Here is an 18172-nt window from a genome sequence, read left to right on the forward strand (position 1 = left end):
CGGGAGAACGGCGGCCGGGGCGCATGTCCGCCGGGCCGGATGTAAAAACCGCAGAAGACGAAACGACGGATAATTAGAGAATAAAGACGATTTTGAGAAAATACCTCCGATACGCACTGCTCACGCTTTTGTGGGGCGCCGTGGCCGCATATGTCGTTTATGCGGGGACGGCGGCGGGGAGGCTGCGTGCCGGGAAGAAGGTCGGCAGGGTCGAGATCGAGGTGGTGGACAGCTCGTCGATGGGCTATCTGGTGTCGGGCCGCATGGTGCGCGAGTGGATCGCGCACAGCGGAATCAAGACGAACGGCACGGCAGTTGATGCGGTAGAGCTGGCGGCCATCGAGGCCCTGATCGCCAAAAACGGATTCGTGGAGCGCGTGGACGCCTATGTGACTTACGGCGGCGTGCTGCATATCGACATCAGCCAGCGCAGGCCCCTGCTGCGGCTGCTGACCGACGGCGTGGATTCGTACGTCACGCCCGAAGGCTATGTCTTCGCCGCGCCGCGCGCCTCGTCGCTCTACGTGCCGGTGGTGACGGGGGCTTACCGTCCGCCGTTTCCCGCGTCGTTCGTCGGCTCCGTGCGCGGGCATATCGACCTCGAACGGGCGAAGATCGACAAGCGGATCGCGGAGCTGGAGCGTGAGAAGTACCCCTTCTTCCGGCGCGAACTGCAGAACGACCGCAACATATCGGCGCTGCGCCGCATGCGCATCAAGAAGCAGTGGTGGCGGATGGAAAGCTCCGCGGCGTTCGACGCGCGCGTCGAAGAGCTGCGCGCCCGCAAGGCGGAGCTGCGGCGCAAATACCGCTACGAAGCGCGTCTGGTGCAGGAGGGAATAGACCGCATCGCGCAGCGGCAGGAGGCCGAAAGGCTGAAACAAAAAAAGTTGGAGAAAAGCTACGAAGATTTCATGAAACTGCTTACCTTTGTAGAGTTCATCGAAGATGATGACTTCTGGAGGTCGGAGGTGGTGCAGATTGCCGCGCATACGACCCCCAGCGGAGCTTTAGAGGTGGAGCTGGTGCCCCGGAGCGGCCGCCATACCATCGTCTTCGGACGTATCGAGCAGGTGGAGCGCAAATTCGACAAATTGCTGCGTTTCTACCGCAGCGGTCTTATGAACATCGGCTGGGGGGAGTACCGGACGATAGATATCAGATACAACGATCAGGTGGTTTGCAAGAAATAAAAGGATTATACCGTGGAAAGAAAGAATTATACCGTTGCCGTCGATCTGGGTTCGTCGAACGTCGTGGTGGCTGTCGGCGAGAAGAACGCCGAAGAGCGGCTCGATGTGGTGTGCGTCGTGTCGAAACCCGTCGAGGGGGTCAATGCGGGCAAGATTGAGAATATCGAACTGGTGAGCCGCGCCATCCGCGAAGCCGTGTCGGAGGCCGAGGAGCAGTTGGGAATCCGCATCACCGAGGCCTATGCCGGTATTTCGGGCGACTTCGTGCGCTGTGCCCGGCATATGGACCACGTCTTCGTCTACGATCCGCAGAACGGTGTCAATCAGAAGGACGTCGATGCGCTGTTCGACCGCATGCGCAACGTGCAGGCGCCCGACGACGAGACCATCATGGACCGCGTACCCCAGAACTATGTGGTGGACGACAATCAGGAGGTGAAGAATCCCGTGGGGTCGTTCGGCAAGAAGCTCTCTTCCACGTTCAACTTCATCCTCTGTCTCAAGACCCCGATGCAGCGGCTCGACATGGCCCTCAAACGGGTGGGAATCAAGATGCTGAGCGTTACGTCGAACGCCATAGCCACGGCCGAGGCGGTGCTGCTGCCCGACGAGAAGGAGGAAGGCGTGGCCGTGGTGGATATCGGCGGCGGCGTGACCGACGTGGCGGTTTACTACCGCAACGTGGTGCGTTATATCGCCACGATCCCGATGGGGGCGACGGCGATCAACCGCGACATCCGCACGATGAGCGTGCCCGAAAAGCATGTGGAAAGTCTCAAACAGAAATACGGCTCGGCGGTGGCCGAGCTGGCTCCCGAAGACAAACTGATCCGCGTGAACGGCCGCACGGCCCGCGAGGCGAAGGATATTCTGCTGCGCAATCTGGCGACGGTGATCGAAGCCCGCGCCACGGATATCGCGGAGTTCGTATTGCAGGAGATCAAGGATTCGGGATATATCGGCAAGCTGGCTTACGGGATCGTTCTGACGGGCGGTTCGGCCAAGCTGAAGGACCTCGACGAACTGTTCCGCCGGGTGACGGGCATGGATGTGCGCGTCGCGTCGGCCGAGACCGGGATTGCCGAGGAGTCGAAAGAGAAGGCCGCCGATCCGGCTTACGCCACGGCGGTCGGCATTCTGCTGAAAGGCGCCGAGCAGGGCGCCTGCGCATTTGTCGAGCGGCCCGTGGCCCGGCCTGCGGAACAGCAGGGCTTCCGGCCCCCGCAGCCGCAGCCCGCTCCTGAGTTCCGCCACACGCCGCGCTTCCAGCAGCCTGTGCAGGCGCCGCCCGCAGCTCCGGCGGCGGAAGAGGCGGAGGAGGATGCCGCTGCGGAACGTGAGGAGGCCCCGGTGATCGAACCCAAGCGCAAGCGCGACTGGGGCTCGATTTTCCAGAAGACCTTCGACAAGATCAACAAGAGTTTCACGGCGGCCGAGGACGAAGAGATTTAAGGGATAATTTGCCGCGCCCCGGTGTCCGGCCCACGCGGCGGTCTTACGGCGGTGTTTGCGGCATGAATTTCGTGCTTGCGGGGGCGGTCCGGCGATGCGGCCGCGGTTAACGCCGGTTTCGGCCGGGGAGCGGTTTTTGCAGATGTGGCGGACAGCCGGGGGAAATTCGGACGGCGGGATTCAGCGGACGGCGGATGCCGCGGATGCCGGGAGCTGCGGACGGGACGCCGGGCAGCGGTTTTTTGAATTCCGCGGATTGCGGACGGAGAGCCGGATGGCGGAGTCTGTAGATGCCGCGGACTGTGAACGGTCGGCGGGAATGGGTAGATGCCGCGGGGTGCCGACGAAGATTCGGACGGCGGGATTCAGCGGATGTCGGGAACTGCAGACGGGAAGCCGGCTGCGGGAATGATTTATAGTTAAGAATGTGGAGAAAGGAGTTAGAGATATGACAGACGAATTGATGTCGGAGATCAAAGCCCCGAAGACGGACGGTTCGATCATTATGGTGGTGGGCGTCGGCGGTGCCGGCGGCAATGCCGTGAACCATATGTGGAACCTCGGTATACGGGGTGTGACGTTTCTGGTTTGTAACACCGACCAGCAGGCGCTGGACAAGAGTCCCGTGGAGTTGAAGATACGCCTCGGCGCAGAGGGACTGGGGGCCGGAAACGACCCGGAAAACGGCCGCCGCGCGGCCGTGGAGTCGCTGCCGGAGATTCGTCAGCACCTCGAAGAGTCGGGGACGCGCATGCTCTTCATCACGGCGGGCATGGGCGGCGGAACGGGTACGGGCGCGTCGCCCGTCATCGCCAAGCTGGCCAAGGAGATGGGACTGCTGACCGTGGCGATCGTCACTTCGCCGCTGGCCGTCGAAGGCAAGATCCGCTACGAGCAGGCTTTCAGGGGCATCGAGGAGCTGCGGCAGAACGTGGATTCGCTGCTGATCATCAATAACGAGAATATTCTCGAAATATACGGACGCCTGTCGCTCAAGCAGGCGTTCGGCAAGGCCGACGACATTCTGTGTTCGGCGGCCAAGGGCATCGCCGAGATCATCACGGTGGAGAGCGACTTGGTGAACGTCGATTTCGCCGACGTGTCGAAGGTCATGCGAGACAGCGGCCGCGCCCATATGGCCGTGGCGACGGCCGAGGGCGACAACCGCGCCGAAGCGGCGGCCGAAGCGTCGCTGCGTTCGCCGCTCTTGGACCACAACCTGATTTCGGGGGCGAAGAACATCCTGCTCAACATCTCGGTCGCGGATGCCGACGGCCTGATGTACGAGGAGGTGGTGCGGATTCTGGAGTACATTCAGGCGCACGCCAGCGTGCAGGACGACAACGGCGTGATTCACAACGCCAATATCATATGGGGTACGAGCGAGAAGCCCCAGTTGGGCAACGCCATCGAGCTGGTGGTCGTGGCCACGGGATTCGCGGGCGACGTATCGGCGGCGGGGACGATGAAGCAGATCATTCCTCCGGTGCGGAATGTCGAGCCGGTGAAGGACCCGGTGGCTCCCGTGCTGGAGCCGATCAAGCCGGTCGTACCGCCCAAGGCCGCCGTGCAGCGGCCGCCCGAACAGGTGATGCTGGGGGCGAAATCGACGCGTTACAGCAACATCGAACTGTTGCTGAGCAAGCCCGCCTATCAGTCGCGCAACTCGAAATTCGTCGTGCAGATGCCCGGCGGACGCAAGGAGGTGCTGAAGGAGGAGAACGATGCCGGCCAGCAGGCGCAGCAGGATGCGCAGGGCGGATCGCTTTTTGATTAACTAATAGACCGCCGGTTTGGAGGAGACTACAACTTCGTGGATTACGTTTAACGGGTTTTCGGCCCATATCGCCGTGCTGTGTGCGGTGACGCTGGGCCTGCTGTGCGTTTCGGCGCTCGTGTCGGGCGCTGAAACTTCGTTTTTTTCTCTGTCGCACAACGATATACGCCGCCTGCGCAAACGCACGACGGCGTCGGCCGAGGCGGTGCTCCGCCTGCTGACGAACGTGGACCTGCTGCTGGCGACGATTCTCGTGGTGAACAATCTGGTGAATATCTGCATCGTCATCCTCACGTCGAGCATCATAGATTCGGTTTTCACCTTCCTGCGGTTCGAATTCCTCTTCAAGACCGTACTGGTGACCTTCCTGCTGCTGCTCTTCGGCGAGATACTGCCCAAGGTGCTGGCGCAGACCATTCCCGTGCGCTTCGCGCAGTTCGCCGCGCGGCCCCTCACGGTGCTGCGGTGGATTTTCTATCCGATCTCCTATGCGCTCGTGCGGACGAGCAGCCGCATCAGCGAGAAGGCTTCGCACAAGAGCGAGATTTCGCTCGACGAGCTGGCCGACGCGGTGGACATGACCCAGAGTTCGAGTCCTGAGGAGCATGTGATGCTGTCGGGAATCGTCAATTTCGTCAATACCGAGGTGCAGGAGATCATGAAGCCCCGCGTGGACATCACGGTGCTCAACATAACCGACGATTACGAGACGGTCAAGAAGACCATTATCGAGTCGGGATTTTCGCGCATCCCCGTCTACGAGGACGACATAGACAACATCAAGGGAACGCTTTATGTCAAGGACCTGCTGCCCTACATCAACCACGGCAGCGAGTTCGGCTGGCAGCAGCTGGTGCGCAAGCCCTATTTCGTACCGGAACACAAGAAGATCAACGACCTGCTGGCCGACTTCCAGTCCAACAAGATCCATATGGCGATCGTCGTGGACGAGTACGGCTCGACGCTGGGACTGGTGTCGCTGGAGGATATCATCGAAGAGATCGTGGGCGAGATTTCGGACGAAAGCGACGCCGACGAAAGTTTCTTCACGCGGCTCGACGAGAAATGTTTCATCTTCGACGGCAAGAGCCATCTGGGCGACTTCGAACGGGTGCTGGGGCTGGACGAGGAGATTTTCAACGACGTGAAGGGCGAGGCCGAGACGCTGGCCGGGCTGATGCTCGAACTCAAGCGCGACTTCCCCCGCAAGGGCGACGTCTTTACGTCGCACGACATCCGTTTTACGGTGCAGGAGATGGACGGGCACCGTATCGACAAAATCCGTGTAGATTTGCTGGCATGACGAAGGGGCTCTTCATCGAGCCGCCGATGACCGAGGCGGAAGCCGCTGCGCGGGTGACGCCCGGCGAGCGGGCCGCCGCGCAGGAGTTTCTGCGCGAACGCCGCCGCAGGGAATTCCTGACATGGCGCGCCGTCGTACGCCGCGAGCTGGGGGACGACGTGCAGATCGCCTATGATGAGGCGGGGGCGCCCGTCATTCGGGGGCGCGAGGTGCATATCGGGGTTTCGCACTGTCCGGGCCGGGTAGCGGTCTGCATATCGGATGCGCCGTGCGCCGTCGATATAGAGCCGGAGTCGCGGGATTTCAGCCGCGCCGCGTCGCGTTACATGTCGCCTGCCGAGCGGGCGCTTTCTGACGATCCGTTGCTGCCGGCCGCAGTCTGGTGCGCGAAGGAGACCCTATACAAATATGCCGGGCGGCCGGGGCTGGATATGCTGTACGACCTGCATGTCGAGGCGGTCGATTTCGAAGCCGGAGTCGTCGTGGGGCGTATCGCGGACGGGGAGCCGCTGCGGCTTTCGCTTAAGCGCGCCGACGGGTTTATCGTTGTATATATTTTGTAGTTTCGGGGCGTGTACCCGATAATAATCCTCTAAAATCCTGCTGGGAGCCGTGCGGCTGAAGCTGGAAGTCGAGGGGAATGCGGGGGCGGAACCGGGGTTAGGATTGCCGGAGCGGATGAGGATAAGGCCGGAGGGACCGAGGGGCTGCCTGCGGGGTTGCTTGTGGGATGGAGTCGGGATTTGCTGCGTCTGCCGGAAGAGAGTGGCCGGATTGCCGTTGTCTCAGAAGGCTTCCGAAGCGGTGAAGAGGAATGCCGAGGAGCGTTTGCGGTCCCACGGGAGGTTGTGGTTGCCGTAGACGCCCCAGCCGTAGTCGAGACGGATGTTCATGCGGTTCTTGAATTCGAAGCGGTAGCCGCAGCCGAAACTGTAGAGCGTATTGTCCCACCGGAATTTGTCGGTGCCCCAGACCTGACCGCCGCCGATCCAGCCCACGATGCCGTGACGGCGGTAGATTTTCTGCCGCAGTTCGATCTGCGTCTCGACGAGCCGTTTGTCGCGGTAACGCCCCTCGTAATAGCCGCGCATGCGTTCCATGCCGCCCAGCTTGGCGTACATGTGCCACGACGGGGTGCCCGCCGTGCAGTCGGCATAGAGATCGTAGGCGAAGATGGCGCCTTTCCAGAGTTTCTGATAGAAGTCGAACGTCAGTGTGAAACGCCCGAAGTTACGGCGCGTATTGCCCAGCCACTGGGGATACCATTTGGCTTCGGCCTTGATGAAGATGCCTTTCGAGGCGTTGAAGGTCACGTCGCGCGTGTCGTACTGCGCGAAAATGCCGAGATTGGTGTTGAAGGCGTTCGGTTTGTCGCCCGTGGCGGCGATGAAGTTCGAGAAGGGGTCCTGTTTCTCCGGGTCGTAACGTTTGTTGTCCTTATATAAATCGTAGAGTTCGCCGATTTGACCGCCGGGTTTTTCCTTTTCGTGGTTGTCGATTGCGGTGAAGTACTCTCCCATGCCGCTCGACTTGTATTTGGCGCCGGTGTAGTCGATGCCGCCGCTGACGCCGATGTAGAACCGTCCGACGAGCGACGTGCAGTAGGAGATGCGGAAAATGCCCATCGTCGTGGTCAGGTCCTGCGCGTAACCCTCTTTTCCGGCCTTGTGGCCCACGCCGTAGAATGCGCCCGGAAAGTAGACGAAGGCTCCCGAATAGCTCAGACGCCGTTTGTTGTGCTGGAAGATGTTGTCGCCCGAAAAGCGGAGCAGCAGGAATTTTTGGGTCGTGATGTTGCCGTAGATCGAGATGTTGGAGGGAGCGGTCACCGAGTCCGTGCGGTCGAGACGGTACAGACCGGCGACGAGGAAGCCCAGACCGAAGCCGACGTCGGACGAGTAGTTGGGACCGGGGGCGAGGCTCCAGTCGATCTTTTTCTCGAACGTGCGGTCCACGTTCGAGCGGCTGTAGTAGTCGATGATCCGGCGGATGAAGCCCTTGCGCTGGGCGGACGTCGTGAGCGCTGCCGTGTCGGCGGGCTGGCGGCCCGGCCGCGCTTCGGCCGCGCCGATACGGGACAGAGCCTCCTGAGTCGAAGGAAAATTGTCTTTCGAGGTGTCGGTGGTTTGGGCCGTTGTCGTAAATATCGTCAGCAACAGGCTGACAGTTAGGAAGATCCTATATCCCTTTTCCATTAAAAGTGAGGTTGAAAGCGGTTTAAAGATAGCAATTTTTCGCCAATGTTCAAAATGGACACATTCAGGGCGTTCGGGGTTTCCCGATACGGAGATAAATTTCTATCTTTGCAGGGACCGGTGCCGGCCCGTCCGACTGTGGGACTTGTCCGGCTGTGGGATCCGTTTGCTGTCCGGCCCGATGATTGCCGGACACGCTGATTGCCCGATAGGCCCGGTTGCCGGATCGGAAATTTGCCGGACCCGATGATGTCGGATCATTATTGAACTGCATGGAAATTACACGCCCCGTACCTTCGCCGAATCCGGTTGAACAGACCGACGCCGCTCTGCTGCAGACCGCAGAGGAGGTGTCCGATGCGGTTTTCCGCAGCGTGCCCCTGCCCCCGCTGATGCGCGAGCATTTCTGGGTGCAGTCGTCGGTGTTTGCGGGTTGCATTTTCCCGGCGCCCGTGTTGCAGGGTTCTCATTTTACGGACGTCACGTTCCGAAACTGCGATCTCTCGAACGCCGATTTGTCGGGATGCAGTTTCCAGCGGGTCGAATTCGTGGAGTGCAAGCTGGTCGGCGCCAACCTTTCGGAGGGGACGTGGCAGCATGTCGTTTTCGAACGCTGCAAGATGGAATTCGCCAATTTTACGCTGGGAAAATTCCGGGGCGTCCGTTTTGCCGGCGGAACGATGCGCAGCGTCGGATTCGACGAATGCCGGTTCGAACGTGTGGAGTTCTCGCTCTGCGACCTTACGATGGCGGAATTCAGTCGGACACGGTTGAAGGGGCTTTCGTTCGTCGATTCGGATATTCGCGGAATCCGGGTAGGCGATACCGGATCGTTCGAGCTGAAAGGTTTGAAAGTCAGTGCGCTGCAGGCTTCGGAGCTGGCGCGTCTTCTGGGACTGGAAATCGAGGAGTAATTGTTATTCAAAAAATTTACATAATTCTTAAAAAATATTAATAAAAATGTTTGGAAGTTTGTTTTCCGGGCATTACCTTTGTCGCATCTTAGATGATAAAATATTTTAAGAATTATTTAAAATTATTTAGTATGAAGGCGAAGATCAATGCGTGGTTCCGTACCGCTATGGTTCTGTTGGGAGAGAGCATCAAACTGAGAGCGATGTAAGGCTCCCCTTTTTTGAGACAACAATAAAACTTCGATATACGAAAGAGTCCCGGCTTTACGGCCGGGACTCTTTTATTTTGGGTTTCCGCGGGGGCGAGCTGGATTGCATCCGGGATGCAGGGTGAAGTGCGCCGGATTTCAGCAGTTTGTTCCCACCGGGTTGCTCCCGCTGAACGGTCCTGCCGGCGGCCGGCCCGGAACTGTTCAGCGGACTGCGGTATCGGAGCGCTCCGCTGAATTGTTCCGCCGTTTCGTACGGTCGGCTTGTTTCACGGGACTGCTCCGTCCGCTATTTGAGCCCCAGCCGCTTGGCGGTCTCCTTGGGCAGCGCGTTCTTGTTGACCATGATCGAAGTGGTCTTGTACTCGACGAACGGCCGCGAGAAGTACCAGAACCCGTCGTAGGGCGGGCGTACGTCCCACGAATTCTGGACCTTGAAGTAGCGGTTGCCGGCCTGATCGGTCGCCGTGCCCATGATGACCATGCCGTGGTCGTCGGTGGTCTCGTAGTTGTCGAACGCCTGCTGGCGCATCTCCTGCGTGATTCTCAGCTCCTTGCCGGGCTTGTCGAACTTATAGAGCGCATCGTCCTTCTCCTTCTGGGTCAGTTTGCCCCAGCGCTCGGCTTCGGTGCCGTCCATGTTCGCAAGGTCGGCTTCGGGGATGATGCCGATGGCTTTCGTACGGCTGAAACCCTTCTCGCTCACGTCGGTGCCCCACGATACGGGGTAGCCGTTGGCCAGCGCGTTGTCGATGACGGTCATCATCTCGTCGAGCGGCAGGTTGTAGACCGTGCCCCACATCCAGTTGTCGGGAATCTCGATGATGAACTGCGTATAGAACGGATGATGCGTGAAGGAGGTGATGTCGATGTAGTCGTCCATGTCGATCGGCAGCGATGCGGCGAACGACCGGGGCGTATACTCCTTGCCCTCGTAGGTGAATGTTTCGGGCATCCGGCCGAAATACTCGTCGAGGATGGCGTCGAAGCCGCGTTTCCATGCCGTCGAAAGCGCTTTGTCCGAGGATTTGCCGCTGGCTGTGATCACGGCGTCGAGGTAGGCCTTCAGCACGAGCGACAGTTCGTGGAAATCGGCTTTCTCGGTGCCGTAGTTGAAGCCCGGATAGGCCTCCTGCGGTACGATGCCGTGGTTCTTGATTCCTTCGGTCACGTCGTGCGAAGCGCCGCCCTCGGCGAAGTTGATCTCGCCGTGCATGCGGACGTATTTCACGGCCTTGTCCATGAACGTGTGGCGCACGATCCACATCTCGGAGAGGTGGACCGGACGGCCGCCGGCGCGCAGGATCTCGCCTTCGAGGAACGAGAGGGTCGAGTAGCACCAGCAGGTGCCGCTGCGGTGCTGGTCCTTGACCGGGGTCATGGGGATCAGCCTGACGTCGGTGAATCGGTATCCCTCCGGCTCGGTTGCGGCGGGAGTCTGCGCTGCGGCCGCGAAGGCGGTGCAGAACGCAAGGGCTGTCAGCAGGAATTTTTTCATCGCTTGTGCTGTTTGGGTATTGGTGTTCGGTTACTTCTTCGAGGAAGAGACGATCTTCCGGCACTCTTCGAGCGTCAGCGTCTCTGGCTTGGCGCCTTTCTGTAGGCGGTAATTCTTGCCTTTGTAGGCGATATAGGGTCCGTAACGGCCGTTCTTGACCAGCATGTCGGGATCTTCGGGGAAGCTGCGCAGCGGAGTGTTGGCCGCGGCTGCGGCAGCCTGCTGGGCGCGCACGACCTCCACGGCGCGCTCGTAGGTGAGCGTGTAGGGGTCGTCGCCCTTCTGAAGCGAGGCGAACGACTTGCCGTGGCGCACGTAGGGCCCGTATTTGCCGATGCCGACCGAGAGCTGCTCGCCCTCCAGCTCGCCGAGGTCGCGGGGCAGGGCGAAAAGCTCCAGCGCCTCTTCGAGCGTGATCGACTCGATCAGCTGGCCCTTCTTGAGCGACGCGAAGCGTCCCTTTTCGCCTTCGTTGCCTTCGATCTCGACCATCGGGCCGTAGCGGCCGATGCGGGCCTTGACGACATGTCCGGTTTTGGGGTCGTTGCCCAGAATGCGGGCCTGACTCTTCTTGTCGGTCTGCGTGCCGATGGCCGTATCGACCATCTGGTGGAAGGGTCCGTAGAAGTCGTGGATCATCGTGTCCCAAGTGATGTCGCCGTCGGCCACGCGGTCGAACTCCTTCTCGACGTTGGCCGTGAAATTGTAGTCCATGATGGGTTTGAACTGCGTTTCGAGGTAGTCGTTGACGACCATGCCGATGTCCGTGGGCGAAAGGCGGTTCTTCTCCTTGCCGAAGTTCTCCGTGAGGTTCTTCGAGGTGAGTTTGTCGCCCGTGAGCATGAGCTGGACGTAGCCGCGTTTCTGACCGTCCTTGTTCTGTTTGACCACGTAACCGCGGTTGATGATCGTGGTGATGGTCGGGGCGTAGGTCGAAGGACGGCCGATGCCCAGCTCTTCGAGCCGCTTGACCAGCGACGCCTCGTTATAGCGGGCCGGGGCCTGCGTGAAGCGCTCCGTCGCGGTGATCTGGGTCGAAACGACCCGGTCGCCCGCGGTCATCTTGGGCAGCAGGCCCTCGCCGCTCTCGGCGGCCTGATCGTCGTCGGTGGACTCGGAGTAGAGACGCAGGAAACCGTCGAAACGGACCACTTCGCCCGTGGCGACGAACTGCTGCGACGAGCCGGACATGTCGATCACGACCGTCGTGCGGTCCAACTCGGCGCAGACCATCTGCGATGCGACCGTACGCTTCCAGATCAGGTCGTAGAGTTTCTTCTCGGCGGGCGTGCCCTCGATGGTGTGGTTCTCGATGTACGACGGGCGGATGGCCTCGTGGGCCTCCTGAGCGCCTTTGGTCTTGGTCTTGTAGTTGTGCCATGACGAGTATTTCTCGCCGTAGAGCTTGGTGATCTCCTCCTTGCACTGGGCGAGCGCCTGTTTGGAGAGGTTCACCGAGTCGGTACGCATGTAGGTGATCAGACCCTGTTCGTAGAGGTGCTGGGCGACGGACATCGTCTGCGAGACGGACATGCCCAGCTTGCGGCCGGCCTCCTGCTGGAGCGTCGAGGTGGTGAACGGCGGCGCCGGGAAGCGCTGCGCGGGTTTCTCTTCGGCCTTGGCCACGGTGAAGGTGGCGCCGATGCAGGTGTTGAGGAACTCCTCGGCCTGCTCGCGGGTCTCGAAGCGCGACGAGAGCTCGGCCTTGAAGATCGTTTTGTCGGGATCGCCGGCGGCATGGAACTGGGCGACGACGCGGAAGTAGGGCGTAGAACGGAAGGCGATGATCTCGCGTTCGCGCTCGACGATGAGCCGCACGGCGACGCTCTGCACGCGGCCTGCGGAGAGCGACGGACGCACCTTCTTCCAGAGGACGGGCGAGAGCTCGAAGCCGACCAGACGGTCGAGGATGCGGCGCGCCTGCTGGGCGTTGACCAGATCCATGTTGACCGTGCGGGGCTGCTCGATGGCTTCGAGGATGGCCCGCTTGGTGATTTCGTGGAAGACGATACGCTTGGTCTTGTCAACGGGGAGACCCAACACTTCGGTCAGGTGCCATGCGATGGCTTCTCCTTCGCGGTCTTCATCGGACGCCAGCCAGACCGTTTTGTCCTTGGCCAGCTTGGTCAGCTCGTCCACCACCTTTTTCTTGTCGGCCGGGATTTCGTAGACGGGTTTGAATCCTTCGCCGATGTTTATTCCCAAGTCCTTTTTCGAGAGGTCGCGGATGTGTCCGAAACTCGATTTGACGACATAGTCCTTGCCGAGGAATTTCTCGATGGTTTTTGCCTTGGCCGGGGACTCGACGATTACTAAATTTTCCTGCATGCGTGTATGTTACTTTTCAGAAATGCGAAAACCTAAGTATGTCACACTTAGGTTTCGCTTTTCAGGCTGTTTGTCTCTTATTTGATCAGGTTGTACGTGACGTCGATCTTGATCGGAACGTCCTCCTCGGTCACGCCGTCGGGCGTCATGCCCTGAAGGACGCTGTACGTCGTCGTATAGACGCTGTAGGCTTCGGGACCCAGATAGATCGTGCGGTTCTTGATCTTCTCCTTCAGCTCGTCCCACGGGGCGTCCGCTCCGAGTTCCGCCTTGGCGGACCGGTAGCTGTTCCACAGACTCTGGGCGTAACCCGTGATGTCCATCACATAGCAGCCGCGGCTGCGGTTGATGTAGCCGCCGTAAGCGAGCGTCGTGCTGTAGTTCTGCTCGTAGGCATAGGCGTAGTCGGGAATGGCCGAAAGCGTCTTGTAGTTGGTGTAAAGGCCCAGACGGGTTTGCGACTTGTCCATCTCCCCGATCATATGCGGCATGTCGGTCAGCTTCGTCCAGTCGTAATTGCTGCCCTTGAAGTAGATCGACATGCGGACCTGAGTCATGGCGAGCGTCTTGAAGTTCTGGGCGCCCTCGTTGCCTGCGACGATCTCGGCTTCCAGCGCGTCGAAGAAGGGCTTGTCGAACGTGATGGCGGTTACCACGCCGCCCATGCCCTCGACATAGATCTGGTCGTAGGTCGGGTGGTCAGTGATCGGTTTTCCGGCCTCCTCCTTGGCGTCGGCGATGTCGAACTTGGCGTCAGCGCTGGTCGCCATGCCGTAGTCGCGGCGGATCGTATTGACCGAAACGTTGCCGTACTCCGTGGAGATGCTCGTATTGTAGAATATGTAGCCCATGTCGATCGTATCCTTGATCAGCGTCGGGTCGCTCTCGACGCGGTTGCGCGCATAGACCATGAAACCCGAACTTTCGAGCTCCGTGGCGTAGATGTTGCCCTTGCCCTTCTCCTTCTGGTCTTCGGCCGGAACGATGTAGAGACCCTTGAACTCCTCCACCCACTGCTTGAGACTGTCGGTGCTGTAGATCGAGTAGTCGTCTTCGTAGGCGGTGCCCGAACCTTTTTGGAGCATCAGGCGGTCGATGAAATTCTGGGTTGCCGGGGTCGTGTTCATGGTGACCGCCGTGGTGGCGGGACCCGTCGTCTCGCCGTCGGGGAAGGTGAAAGTGAAGACCGGCTCGTCGTCCGCGCCGATAACGCCCTCCTTGACGGGGTCGAAGTTGAGGTAGAAGACCGTGTCGCGCTCGGTTTTACCCGCGGCGACCGGCTTCTCGGTCAGGTATTTGTTGCTCTTGATTTCGTAGACGTTGTACTTCTGCGGCGTGAGCGTGTCGTTTCCGTAGCTGGTGATCGTGATCAGGATCTGCGCCGAGTCGAAGATCGGGCGGTAGCCGAAATAGCCCTCCTTAACCTTGTAGACGTTGAGGTACTGGGTCAGGAATCCCGCCGTGCGGAGTCCGAACGTGTCGCTGAGCATCGAGCCCATGTAGCCGTAGGAGATGTTGGACGCCTTGAGCGAGTCGCTCTGGAACAGACGCGTCTCGACGTATTTGGCCGCATCGAGTTTCCCCGCGAGCGTCCGGGCGCCGAGCGTCGTGTAGCCCACCTTCATCTGCTGGTTGTCCGGCACGAGGTTCGAGCCCAGCGTGTCGTCGACCTTGGTACAGCCCGCGAACGTCATGAGGGCGACCGCAGCCAGAACGGCGGCGGCGCGGAACATGCGGCGGAAATTATTGCAATGCTTCATAAAATCGGTTGTAATTATCGAAAAAGTCCGCTGCTTCGGGCGACTGGTATTCGAGCATCGGCTTGCCGCTTGCGCGGGCGATCTCCAATACCTTCGGTTCGACATCCGGGGATGCCGCGACCACACCGTCGGCATACTCCATAACGAAACGGCAGAGATTTTCGTATGACGGGGTGTCGAGAATTGCGAGATTTTTATCTTTGACCCCTTCGCCGGCGATCTTCTTGCCGAAGGCGTTGTCCAGTTCGCCGGGGAAACCGTCGCCGTAGAGCGAAACGACGATCTTCACGTTGCGGAAGATGGGGTCGTCGGCGAAAATCCGCTTCAGGTAGACCGGAATCACGCTCGAAAACCAGCCGTGGCAGTGGACGACGGTCGGGGTCCAGCGCAGTTTCTTGACCGTCTCCAGCACGCCGCGGGCGAAGAAGATGGCCCGCTCGTCGTTGTCCGGGAAAGGCTTGCCCTCCTCGTCGGTCAGCACGAATTTGCGCGAGAAGTAGTCGTCGTTGTCGATGAAATAGATCTGTACGCGGGCTGCGGGGATGGACGCGACCTTGATGATGAGCTGGTGGTCGTTGTCGTCGATGATCAGGTTCATGCCCGACAGGCGGATCACCTCGTGGAGCTGGTGCCGGCGTTCGTTGATGCAGCCGTAACGCGGCATGAACGTGCGTATTTCATTCCCACGCTCCTGCATCGCCTGCGTGAGAGCGCGGCAAAGTCCGGAGCTTTCCGTCTCTGGAAGATACGGGGTAATCTCCTGACAGACGTACAGAATCTTATTTGCCATGGTTCGAGTGTTTTGTCTTTGGACTTCCGTTTTCGCCGCCTTGTATGCTCCGGACGGGGCCGGAGCGGTCCGGGCTTGGCGGAAACGGCCGCTATCTGTTTTGCAAAGATAGTGAAAAAATCTTAAAGAATGAGCATCGCGTCGCCGTAAGTGCCGAATCGGTATCCTTCCTCCTTGGCCACCTTGTAGGCGTTCATGACCGTTTCGTAGCCGCCGAAAGCCGCAACCATCATCAGCTGCGTGGAGTAGGGCAGGTGGAAGTTGGTCACCATGGCGTCGGCCACCGTGAATTCGTAGGGCGCGAAGATGAATTTGTTGGTCCAGCCCTCCATCGGCTTGATCATGCCGTTGGTCGAGACGGCCGTTTCGACGGTCCGCATGACGGTGGTGCCGATGGCGACGATCTTGTGTCCGTCGCGTTTGGCCGAATTGACCGCTTCGGCGGCTTCGTCCGTCACGAAGAACTGCTCGGAATCCATCTTGTGTTTCGAGAGGTCCTCGACGTCCACCGTGCGGAAGTTGCCCAGACCGACGTGCAGCGTGATGAAGGACTTGTCGATGCCCTTGATCTCCATGCGCTTCATCAGGTGCTTGGAGAAGTGCATGCCGGCCGTCGGGGCGGCCACGGCGCCTTCGTGCCGGGCGAAGATCGTCTGGTAGCGCTCGGCGTCCTCCGGCTCGACCTTGTCGCGCACCCACTTGGGCAGCGGGGTCTCGCCCAGACTGAAAAGCGCCTGCTTGAACTCCTCGTAGGAGCCGTCGAACAGGAAACGCAGCGTGCGGCCGCGCGAAGTGGTGTTGTCGATCACCTCGGCAACCAGCAGGTCGTCGTCGCCGAAGTAGAGCTTGTTGCCGATGCGGATCTTGCGCGCAGGATCGACCAACACGTCCCACAGGCGCAGTTCGCGGTTCAGCTCGCGCAGCAGGAAGATCTCGATCTCGGCGCCGGTCTTCTCCTTGTTGCCGTACAGACGGGCCGGGAAGACCTTGGTGTCGTTGAAGACGAAGAGGTCCTTTTCGTCGAAATACTCGATGATATCCTTGAAGATGCGGTGTTCGACGGTGCCTTTGGCGCGGTTGATGACCATCAGGCGCGAGTCGTCCCGGTTTTCCGTCGGATGTTTCGCCAGCATTTCGGGGGCGAATTCGTACCCGTATTGTGATAATTTCATGGTGAAAAAATACTCTTTTTACGTCTTAAAAACAAAACAGATTATTTTCTATACGCAAAAAAGTCTATTTTGTTTCAAGTTCCTCCAACTTTTTGAGAAATTCTTCGAATTCAAAGGCTTTTTCGAGCGTAAAGCCGCCGCTGCGGGTGCGGCGCAGCGACGTCAGGTGGGCGCCGCTTTCGAGCGCCTGTCCGATTTCGTGGGCCAGCGAGCGGATGTAGGTGCCTTTGCTGCACCGCACGCGGATGCGGATGCGGGGAAGGTCGTACTCCAGCAGTTCCAGTTCGTAGATGTTGACCGTCGCCTTGCGCATCGTGACCTCCTCGCCGGCGCGGGCCAGCTCGTAGGCGCGCGTGCCGTCGATCTTCTTGGCCGAGTAGACGGGAGGCTCCTGAAGCCGCTCGCCCGTGAGCGAAGAGAGGGCTGCGAGGACCTTTTCGCGCGTGATATGTTCGGTGGGGAAGGTGCGGTCGACGGGGTGTTCGAGGTCGTAGCTGGGGGTCGTGGCGCCCAGCATCACGTCGGCGACGTACTCCTTCTCCTCGGCCTGCAGCGCATCGACCATCTTGGTGGCGCGGCCGATGCAGACCAGCAGGATGCCGGTGGCGAGCGGATCGAGCGTGCCGGCGTGGCCCACCTTGATTTTCCGGTAGCCGAGGCGGCGCAGCGTGAATTTGATTTTGCGGACCACATCGGTCGAGGTCCAGCGCAGGGGCTTGTCCAGTACGGCGATATAACCCTCTTCGAAGTTGAGACCCCGCAGGTCGATCGGTTCTTTCATTAACAGAAATAGCTTAGGATGGATACGAGGCCCGCGGCGGCGCAGTAGAGCGCGAACCAGATGAGTTTGCCCCGCTTGACGATTTCGATCATGAATTTGCAGGCCAGACAGCCCGTGACGAACGAGGCGAGGAAGCCTGCGGCGAGAGGACCGGCGGCCACGCCGGCCGTGAGGTCGCCGCTGACGGCTTCGAGCAGCGTCTCGCCCAGAATCGGAGCCAGCACCATCAGGAACGAGAATTGCGCCACGGCGGCTTTTTTGTTGCCCAGCAAGAGGCCCGTGGCGATGGTCGTGCCCGAACGCGAAAGGCCCGGCATGGCGGCGCAGGCCTGCGCAAGGCCGATGATGAAGGCGTCGCGGTAGGAGATGGTCTCCTTCTGGCGGGGTTTGGCGTAATAGGCGAAAGCCAGCAGTGCGGCCGTCAGCAGCAGCATGGCGCCCACGATCACGAGGATATAGGGGGCGTCGAGCAGGGCGTTGATCCGCTCCTTGAACAGGAAGCCGACGAAGCCGATGGGAATCATCGAGAGCACGAGTTTGAGCACGTAGGCCTGCTCGGCGTTGAAACGGCGCGAGAAGAGACCCTTCAGGAGACGCCACACCTCGCTCCAGAGTACGACGATGGTGCTCAGGACGGTGGCGGCGTGGAGCGCCACGTCGAAGGTGAGGTTCTCTTCGAGCTCGACGCCCAGCAGCTCTTTGGCGATCTGGAGGTGGCCGCTGCTCGAAACGGGCAGAAATTCGGTGATGCCCTGCACGATGCCGAGCAGGATGGCTTGTAGAGTGTCCATTTACGGATA

The 18172-nt window shown here is 60.0% G+C and carries 14 protein-coding genes; 6 read left to right on the forward strand and 8 right to left on the reverse strand.

What is annotated here, in order from left to right; translation table 11 throughout:
* Nucleotides 1-92: 92 nt before the first annotated feature.
* The 5 genes from ALFI_RS08020 to ALFI_RS08040 all read left to right on the forward strand — a co-directional run bounded on the left by ALFI_RS08020 (nt 93) and on the right by ALFI_RS08040 (nt 6288).
* Nucleotides 93-1193, forward strand: coding sequence for a cell division protein FtsQ/DivIB (locus tag ALFI_RS08020; protein WP_009597700.1), 1101 nt, complete (start codon nt 93-95; stop codon nt 1191-1193).
* A gap of 12 nt (nt 1194-1205) precedes the next feature.
* Nucleotides 1206-2645: a cell division protein FtsA gene (gene ftsA, locus ALFI_RS08025; RefSeq protein ID WP_014775452.1), complete on the forward strand. Its 1440-nt coding sequence runs from the start codon at nt 1206-1208 to the stop codon at nt 2643-2645.
* A gap of 448 nt (nt 2646-3093) precedes the next feature.
* On the forward strand, nt 3094-4422 hold the full coding sequence (gene ftsZ / locus ALFI_RS08030; protein ID WP_014775453.1) for a cell division protein FtsZ: 1329 nt from the start codon (nt 3094-3096) through the stop codon (nt 4420-4422).
* Between the two features lie 16 nt (nt 4423-4438).
* Nucleotides 4439-5725 carry a gliding motility-associated protein GldE gene (gene gldE / locus ALFI_RS08035; protein ID WP_014775454.1) on the forward strand — a complete coding sequence of 429 codons (1287 nt, stop codon included), beginning with the start codon at nt 4439-4441 and terminating at the stop codon, nt 5723-5725.
* Nucleotides 5722-6288 carry a 4'-phosphopantetheinyl transferase family protein gene (locus ALFI_RS08040; RefSeq protein WP_014775455.1) on the forward strand — a complete coding sequence of 189 codons (567 nt, stop codon included), beginning with the start codon at nt 5722-5724 and terminating at the stop codon, nt 6286-6288. The genes gldE and ALFI_RS08040 overlap by 4 nt, the downstream gene beginning before the upstream one ends.
* Before the next feature lie 222 nt (nt 6289-6510).
* Here ALFI_RS08040 and ALFI_RS08045 read toward each other — a convergent pair whose 3' ends face one another.
* The gene (locus ALFI_RS08045) at nt 6511-7920 is read right to left on the reverse strand and encodes a BamA/TamA family outer membrane protein (RefSeq protein WP_014775456.1); all 1410 of its coding nucleotides are present in this window, start codon (nt 7918-7920) and stop codon (nt 6511-6513) included.
* A 272-nt stretch (nt 7921-8192) separates the two neighbouring features.
* Between ALFI_RS08045 and ALFI_RS08050 the strand changes: the two genes are divergently transcribed.
* A complete protein-coding gene (locus ALFI_RS08050) occupies nt 8193-8834 on the forward strand; it encodes a pentapeptide repeat-containing protein (protein ID WP_014775457.1) in 642 nt (213 codons plus the stop codon).
* Between the two features lie 498 nt (nt 8835-9332).
* On the opposite strand, the gene ALFI_RS08055 is transcribed toward ALFI_RS08050, so the two are convergent.
* The 7 genes from ALFI_RS08055 to ALFI_RS08085 all read right to left on the reverse strand — a co-directional run bounded on the left by ALFI_RS08055 (nt 9333) and on the right by ALFI_RS08085 (nt 18163).
* Nucleotides 9333-10541 carry a C1 family peptidase gene (locus ALFI_RS08055; RefSeq protein ID WP_009597659.1) on the reverse strand — a complete coding sequence of 403 codons (1209 nt, stop codon included), beginning with the start codon at nt 10539-10541 and terminating at the stop codon, nt 9333-9335.
* Between the two features lie 30 nt (nt 10542-10571).
* Nucleotides 10572-12869: a type I DNA topoisomerase gene (topA, locus tag ALFI_RS08060; protein WP_014775458.1), complete on the reverse strand. Its 2298-nt coding sequence runs from the start codon at nt 12867-12869 to the stop codon at nt 10572-10574.
* A 77-nt stretch (nt 12870-12946) separates the two neighbouring features.
* Nucleotides 12947-14629: a DUF4270 family protein gene (locus ALFI_RS08065; protein ID WP_042493443.1), complete on the reverse strand. Its 1683-nt coding sequence runs from the start codon at nt 14627-14629 to the stop codon at nt 12947-12949.
* Entirely contained in the window at nt 14613-15419 is an 807-nt protein-coding gene (locus tag ALFI_RS08070; RefSeq protein WP_014775460.1) for a glycogen/starch synthase, read from the reverse strand. The genes ALFI_RS08065 and ALFI_RS08070 overlap by 17 nt, the downstream gene beginning before the upstream one ends.
* Nucleotides 15420-15541: 122 nt before the next feature.
* Nucleotides 15542-16591, reverse strand: coding sequence for a tRNA preQ1(34) S-adenosylmethionine ribosyltransferase-isomerase QueA (gene queA / locus ALFI_RS08075; RefSeq protein ID WP_009597673.1), 1050 nt, complete (start codon nt 16589-16591; stop codon nt 15542-15544).
* Nucleotides 16592-16655: 64 nt separating this feature from the next.
* Nucleotides 16656-17372, reverse strand: a complete 717-nt coding sequence (gene truB, locus ALFI_RS08080; RefSeq protein WP_014775461.1) for a tRNA pseudouridine(55) synthase TruB — start codon at nt 17370-17372, stop codon at nt 16656-16658.
* Nucleotides 17372-18163, reverse strand: coding sequence for an undecaprenyl-diphosphate phosphatase (locus ALFI_RS08085; protein ID WP_014775462.1), 792 nt, complete (start codon nt 18161-18163; stop codon nt 17372-17374). The genes truB and ALFI_RS08085 overlap by 1 nt, the downstream gene beginning before the upstream one ends.
* Nucleotides 18164-18172: the final 9 nt, after the last annotated feature.

This window comes from Alistipes finegoldii DSM 17242 (assembly GCF_000265365.1).
Taxonomy (GTDB): domain Bacteria; phylum Bacteroidota; class Bacteroidia; order Bacteroidales; family Rikenellaceae; genus Alistipes; species Alistipes finegoldii.